Origin of the sequence: Aeromonas popoffii (assembly GCF_000820025.1) — a bacterium.
GTDB lineage: Bacteria > Pseudomonadota > Gammaproteobacteria > Enterobacterales > Aeromonadaceae > Aeromonas > Aeromonas popoffii.
On record NZ_CDBI01000104.1, the window covers coordinates 32,266 to 38,813 of the forward strand.

Below are 6,548 nucleotides of genomic sequence, written 5' to 3' on the forward strand. Positions count from 1 at the left end.
ATCAGCCAGCTCCACCGCCACTTCGTCGCGCAGCAGGCCCATCTGGGTGACCAGCTCGCGCATGTGGCGGGCACCGCCGCCGGAGGCTGCCTGATAGGTGGCCACGCTCACCCACTCCACCAGATCGGCCTTGAACAGGCCACCGAGGGCCAGCAGCATCAGGCTGACGGTGCAGTTGCCGCCAACGAAGGTCTTGATGCCATCGTTCAGGGCATGCTCAATCACGTCGCCGTTGACCGGATCCAGAATGATGACGGCATCTTTCTCCATCCGCAGGGAGGAGGCAGCGTCAATCCAGTAACCCTGCCAGCCAGCGGCTTTCAGGCGGGGATAGACATCCTTGGTGTAATCGCCGCCCTGCGCCGTGATGATGATATCCTGCTTGGCCAACGCCTCGATATCGAAGGCGTCCTGCAGGGTACCGGCATCCACGCCAACATTGGGGGCGGCCTCACCGGCCTGGGAGGTGGTGAAGAAGGTGGGTTGAATGCGGGCAAAATCCTTCTCTTCCAGCATCCGGCTCATCAGCACCGAACCCACCATGCCACGCCAACCGACCAAACCTACTTTTTTCATAATGTCCTACCCTGGATAGCTGCTATTGAAACTGTGTATTGAAACCCGTAACCCCTTGTCCGGCGTGGGCCGTTCACAAGTAGATTACAAAATACGTGTTGCGAAAAATGCGTCTGCCCACATTACGGATTGTGACGGCGGGTGCAAGTCGAATTGCGCAATATTCTGTGCCGTTCGCTGCAATATCCGCCAGCTGGCCCCCAGGAGACGACCCTGCTGACCCCGCTACCATGGGGATGAGCGGGCTGTTCTCGCCATGCTGGCCAAACAGGCCGCTCGATACCGCCTACGCAGTCAGTACCGAGCGGATGGGGCGCTGGCTGTTCAACGCGCCCGCCCCTCGCCCGAATACTGTGCCTGCTGCTGATCATCGGCGGGATCCCGGGCCTGAAGTTTATCGGCTGACCCGACTGCCGATCCCGGTTCTGTCGATAGCTAAACGGGGCACTGTCCCCGTTTTTGCCTGCCAAACGCGCCGACCCCTGCTATTATCTGCGGCCAAACATGAGCCAATAAAAATCAGGATAATGTGATGACCGACCACACTTTTATTCCCGGCAAGGACGCGGCACTGGAAGACTCCATCGACCGTTTCCAGACCAAGCTGCAAGCCCTGGGGTTTGATATCGAAGAGGCCTCCTGGCTCAATCCCGTGCCCAACGTCTGGTCCGTGCACATCCGGGACAAGGAGTGCGCCCTCTGTTTCACCAACGGCAAGGGTGCCAGCAAGAAGGCGGCGCTGGCCTCGGCCCTTGGCGAATATTTCGAGCGTCTCTCCACCAACTACTTCTTCGCCGACTTCTATCTGGGCGAGCAGGTAGCCAACGGCGACTTCGTTCACTACCCGAACGAGAAGTGGTTCCCCATCGAGGGGGATCAGTTCCCGGCCGGCCTGCTCGACAGCTTTACCCGCAAGTTCTACAACCCGGACGGCGAAGTGACCGCCGACATGCTGGTGGATCTGCAGTCGAACAACGAGGAGCGCGGTATCGTCGCGCTGCCGTTTGAGCGCCAATCCGATCACGAGACCGTCTATATCCCGATGAACATCATCGGCAACCTCTATGTTTCCAACGGTATGAGCGCCGGCAACACCCGCACCGAAGCGCGCACTCAGGCGCTCTCCGAGGTGTTCGAGCGCCACGTGAAGAACAAGATCATCGCCGAGGCCCTGAGCCTGCCGCTGATCCCGGCGGAAGTGATTGCCCGTTATCCGGGGATTGCTGCCTCCATCGCGGCGCTGGAAGCGGAAGGTTTCCCGATTTACAGCTTCGATGCCTCACTGGGTGGCCGCTATCCGGTCATCTGCGTGGTGCTGCTCAACCCGAGCAACGGCACCTGCTTTGCCTCCTTCGGTGCCCACCCGCGCTTCGAAGTGGCCTTCGAGCGTACCGTCACCGAACTGCTGCAAGGCCGTGGTCTCAAAGATCTCGACGTGTTTGTACCGCCGTCATTTGATAACGAACAGGTCGCAGATCACCACAACCTGGAGACCCACTTCATTGACTCCTCGGGCCTCATCAGCTGGGATCTGTTCAAGCAGGATGCAGACTTCGCGTTCGCCGACTGGGATTTTCGCGGCACCTCGCAGGAGGAGTTCGATCATCTGATCGGCATCTTCCACGAGCTGGAGCAGCCGGTCTACATCGCCGACTACGAGCACCTGGGCGTCTACGCCTGCCGTATTCTGGTGCCGGGCATGTCCGACATCTATCCGGCCGAGGACTTGCTGCTGGCCAACAACAACATGGGGGCCAACCTGCGCGAAGTGATCCTGGCGCTGCCATCGCTGGCGTGGGATGCCGAGCAGTACATGGCGTTGTTTGATCAACTGGATGAAGAGGGGCACGACGAACGCACCCGTGTCCGCGAGCTGCTGGGCATCGCCGCCGCCAAGGGCTCCACCCTGCACACCCTGCGCGTCGGTGAGCTGAAAGCCATGCTGGCACTGGCCGCCGGTGAGCTGGAGACGGCACTGGATCTCATCGACTGGACCATGGAATTCAACCAGTCGGTATTCCCGGCGGATCGCGCCAACTATTACCGTGCCCTGCGTGCCTGCGTCGAGCTGTTCATCGACGAGGAGCGGGATCCGGAGCAGTACCGCGCCGTGTTTACCCGCATGTATGGCGAAGAGACATTGGCACAGGCATGGGCCAACGCCAGCGGCGAAGCGCGTTTCCACGGACTGGAGGCGGCCGACTTGTCGCTCGCCCAATTCCCTCAGCACCAGAAGCTGCTGGCGGCGTATGAAAAGCTGCAAAAAGCCAAGCGAGCCCATCATTGGGCCTGATGTGGTAGTCTTTGGGGGGCCTTGATGGCCCCTTTTGCTTTATGGTGCCCCGGCTGGGGATGTGTTATTCAATGATGAAATAAAAAACAAAAAATACCTCTTAGGGGGTTGCCAATGCCGAGTCCATGATGTGAGGGGGATGAAAAGATGCCTTGCCAGTACATTTTTTCAAACCTGACCAATAAATTCTTTAAAATCATTATATTAAAAAACCGGCATTTCTGTTTCAGCTGAAACCTAGTGTAACGGGAAGCTTCCAGGGGACTCAAATTTTTGTAGTAAAATTACATTCACAATCTGCAATTCTTGATCGGAGTCAATTTTGACGATCTGGCCCTTTGTTATGATTTCCACAGGCAAAACAGCAGGTACATGAGAATTGAAAGCAGAATCTCCCTTTGATTGTCTCAAGCCAGAAGCCATCGCTGCACTGGCAGAAGATATAACCTATGCCAAGGCAACCAAACCGGCATGCAAGGTCATCCCTCTGGCCATCACAGCAGGCGCTTTCATCGCCATCGCTTTTGTCTTTTTTATCACAGTCACCACGGGTACCGGCAATGTCGCCTGGGGCCTCAGCAAGCTGGTCGGCGGACTCTGTTTCTCCCTCGGTCTTATCCTCTGTGTGCTACTCGGTGCCGAGCTGTTCACCTCCAGCACCCTGACGCTGGTCGCCAAGGCGGCCAATCGCATCACCTGGGGCCAACTGCTCAAGAACTGGGGTCTGGTCTACTTCGGCAACCTCATTGGCGGTCTCATCATAGTCGCGCTCATCATCATGTCGGCCCAATACATGGCGGCAAATGGTCAGTGGGGCCTGAACGCCCTGAAAGTGGCCCAGCACAAGATCCATCACACCTTCTTCGAGGCCCTCGCCCTCGGTATTCTGTGCAACCTCATGGTGTGTCTCGCCGTGTGGATGGCCTTCGGCGCCCGCAGTGCTACCGACAAGGTAATGGTCATGCTGCTCCCCGTCGCCATGTTCGTGGCCTCCGGTTTCGAGCACAGCATCGCAAACATGTTTATGATCCCGGTCGGTATCGCTATCCATGCGGTAGCAGGCCCGGAATTTTGGCAGGCTGTCGGCCAGGATCCGGCGACCTTCGCCGACTTGACCGTATCCAACTTCGTCCTACACAACCTCATTCCCGTCACCATTGGTAATATCATTGGTGGTGGCGTCATGGTTGGTCTGACTTACTGGTTTATCTTCCGTCGTCATCATTAAGGATGATTGCGGGATACTACATCAATACCGTGTGAGGTAATGAAAATGGCAGAACTTAACGAACAGTTCCAAAAAGCATGGGAAGGCTTCGCGGCCGGTGAATGGCAGTCCTCTGTCAACACTCGTGACTTCATCCAGAAGAACTACACCCCGTATGAAGGTGACGAGTCCTTCCTGGCTGGCGCGACCGACGCGACCACCAAGCTGTGGGACAAGGTCATGGAAGGCATCAAAATCGAGAACCGCACTCATGCGCCGGTCGATTTTGATACTGACCTGCCCTCCACCATTACCGCTCACGATGCCGGCTATATCGATCAGAGCCTGGAGCAAATTGTCGGTCTGCAGACCGACAAGCCGCTCAAGCGCGCCATCATCGCCAACGGCGGTATCAAGATGGTTAAAACTTCTTGCGAAGTGTACGGTCGTCAACTGGACCCGATGGTCGAGAAGATCTTCACCGAGTACCGCAAGACTCACAACCAGGGCGTGTTTGACGTTTACACCAAAGACATCCTGAACTGCCGTAAGTCTGGTGTTATCACCGGTCTGCCGGATGCCTACGGCCGTGGCCGTATCATAGGTGACTACCGTCGTGTTGCCCTGTACGGCATCGACTTCCTGATGGCCGACAAACTGGCCCAGTTCAAGTCCCTGCAAGCTGACCTGGAAAACGGCGTCAACCTGGAAGCCACCATCCGTCTGCGCGAAGAGATCTCCGAGCAGTACCGTGCCCTGGCACAGATGAAGGTCATGGCTGCCAAATACGGTTGCGATATCTCCGTACCAGCCAAGACCGCCAAAGAAGCCGTCCAGTGGACCTACTTCGCCTACCTGGCGGCAGTCAAGTCCCAGAACGGTGCTGCCATGTCCTTCGGTCGTACCTCCAGCTTCCTGGACGTGTACATCGAGCGTGACATCAAAAAAGGCGTGCTCACCGAGCAAGAAGCCCAGGAGCTGATGGACCACATGGTCATGAAGCTGCGCATGGTTCGCTTCCTGCGTACCCCTGAATACGATTCACTGTTCTCCGGCGACCCCATGTGGGCGACCGAGACCCTGGCCGGTATGGGCGTTGATGGCCGTACCCTGGTCACCAAGAACAGCTTCCGTATGCTGAACACCCTGTACACCATGGGCCCATCCCCTGAGCCGAACCTGACCATCCTGTGGTCCGAGAAGCTGCCGGTCGGTTTCAAGAAGTACTGCGCCAAGGTATCTATCGAAACCTCTTCCGTTCAGTACGAAAACGACGACCTGATGCGTCCGGACTTCAACAACGATGACTATGCCATCGCTTGCTGTGTGTCCCCGATGATCGTCGGCAAACAGATGCAGTTCTTCGGTGCTCGTGCCAACCTGGCCAAGACCATGCTGTATGCAATCAACGGCGGTATGGATGAGAAGCTCAAGATCCAGGTCGGTCCCAAGACCGAGATGGTGACCTCCGAGTTCCTCGACTACAACGACGTGATGGCTCGTCTGGATCACTTCATGGACTGGCTGGCCAAGCAGTACGTGGCTGCCCTGAACATCATCCACTACATGCACGACAAGTACAGCTACGAAGCCTCCCTGATGGCGCTGCACGACCGTGATGTGTATCGCACCATGGCTTGCGGCATCGCCGGTCTGTCCGTTGCGGCTGACTCCCTGTCTGCCATCAAGTACGCCAAGGTCAAGCCGGTTCGTGACGAAGATGGCGTGGCCATCGACTTCGAAATCGATGGTGAGTACCCGCAGTTCGGTAACAACGACGCTCGCGTCGATGACATCGCCTGTGACCTGGTAGAACGCTTCATGAAGAAGATTCAGAAGCTCAACACCTACCGTGGCGCCGTGGCTACCCAATCCGTACTGACCATCACCTCCAACGTGGTGTATGGCAAGAAAACGGGTAACACCCCGGATGGCCGTCGTTCCGGTGCGCCGTTCGGCCCGGGTGCCAACCCGATGCACGGTCGTGACCAGAAGGGTGCGGTTGCTTCCCTGACTTCCGTCGCCAAGCTGCCGTTCGCTTACGCCAAAGATGGTATCTCCTATACCTTCTCCATCGTGCCGAACGCCCTGGGCAAAGACATGGAAGCGCAGAAATCCAACCTGGCGGGTCTGATGGACGGTTACTTCCATCACGAGACCAACCTGGAAGGCGGTCAGCACCTGAACGTGAACGTGATGAACCGTGAAATGCTGCTGGACGCCATGGAAAACCCGGAGAAATATCCGCAGTTGACCATCCGCGTATCCGGTTATGCCGTTCGCTTCAACTCTTTGACCAAAGAGCAACAGCAAGACGTCATCACCCGTACCTTCACCGCTTCTCTGTAATCGCTTATTGCCAAGCAAGAGTTGCAGTGACTAAAAACCGGCGCCTAGGCGCCGGTTTTTTTATGTCTGTTTGCCAGCAGGCATCGACTCGATAGGAATATGACTAGATTGGCCCCTTGAAGA

At 57.0% G+C, this 6,548-nt stretch carries 4 protein-coding genes; 3 read left to right on the forward strand and 1 reads right to left on the reverse strand.

What is annotated here, in order from left to right; genetic code table 11:
• On the reverse strand, positions 1-576 hold a 576-nt coding region (locus BN1129_RS21505; RefSeq protein ID WP_042039343.1), incomplete at its 3' end, for an aspartate-semialdehyde dehydrogenase.
• A gap of 532 nt (positions 577-1,108) precedes the next feature.
• Here BN1129_RS21505 and ycaO point away from each other — a divergent pair.
• From ycaO to pflB, 3 genes are all read left to right on the forward strand, one after another.
• Positions 1,109-2,869 carry a 30S ribosomal protein S12 methylthiotransferase accessory factor YcaO gene (gene ycaO / locus BN1129_RS21510; protein ID WP_042039344.1) on the forward strand — a complete coding sequence of 587 codons (1,761 nt, stop codon included), beginning with the start codon at positions 1,109-1,111 and terminating at the stop codon, positions 2,867-2,869.
• 379 nt (positions 2,870-3,248) lie between these two features.
• Entirely contained in the window at positions 3,249-4,097 is an 849-nt protein-coding gene (gene focA, locus BN1129_RS21515) for a formate transporter FocA (RefSeq protein ID WP_042039345.1), read from the forward strand.
• Between the two features lie 45 nt (positions 4,098-4,142).
• Positions 4,143-6,425, forward strand: a complete 2,283-nt coding sequence (pflB, locus tag BN1129_RS21520; protein ID WP_042039346.1) for a formate C-acetyltransferase — start codon at positions 4,143-4,145, stop codon at positions 6,423-6,425.
• The last annotated feature ends 123 nt before the right edge of the window (positions 6,426-6,548 follow it).